Here is a 531-nt window from a genome sequence, read left to right as displayed (position 1 = left end):
CTGACCGCTGTCTCGCGGATCTCGCCGAGCACGAGATTCTCAGCGTCGGGAATCGAACTGGCGTGCGCGCCAACGTCACGGTCGAAAACCAGGATCCGGCGCCCGGGCAGGAGCTCACGCAGATGGTGGAACGTGCGGCCATTGCCGAGGCCCAGCTCGAGCACCGGCCCCTCCATCTTCGCCACCTCGGGGCAGATCTGATTGAGAATGTCGCGCTGTGCGCTCATCCTGCTGATGAAATTATCGAGGCGACTCATATGCGTCTATGTGTCCTGAACCAGCTCAGCAATTGAAAATGCCCGCGACCAGAGCGGTTCACGGGTGAAACCCGAGGGCGACGTCTTCAGCCCCGATCGCTTCTCGGCAGACATAGAGGCGAACGATGAACCCTGCAACAATCAAACAGGCTGCCGACAAGCGTCGTACCGGTCGAGCGGGCGAACCGGTGCGCGGCGTGGCGGCGATGTCACTTGTAGGGGTCCGCCGCGTCCGGCAAGCCGTCGCCGAGGAAGTTGAATGGCGCGATGACGA

General features: G+C 62.5%; 1 protein-coding gene. It reads right to left on the bottom strand.

The window, feature by feature from the left end:
* Nucleotides 1–257, bottom strand: a 257-nt coding sequence (locus EN852_RS34880) for a class I SAM-dependent methyltransferase (protein WP_246694488.1), incomplete at its 3' end; no start/stop codon positions are given.
* Between the last annotated feature and the right edge of the window lie 274 nt (nt 258–531).

It is taken from the genome of Mesorhizobium sp. M2E.F.Ca.ET.209.01.1.1 (assembly GCF_004010375.2).
Taxonomy (GTDB): Bacteria; Pseudomonadota; Alphaproteobacteria; order Rhizobiales; family Rhizobiaceae; genus Mesorhizobium.
The sequence above is the reverse complement of the archived record's forward strand: the minus strand, read 5'-3'. Positions and strand labels throughout refer to the sequence as shown.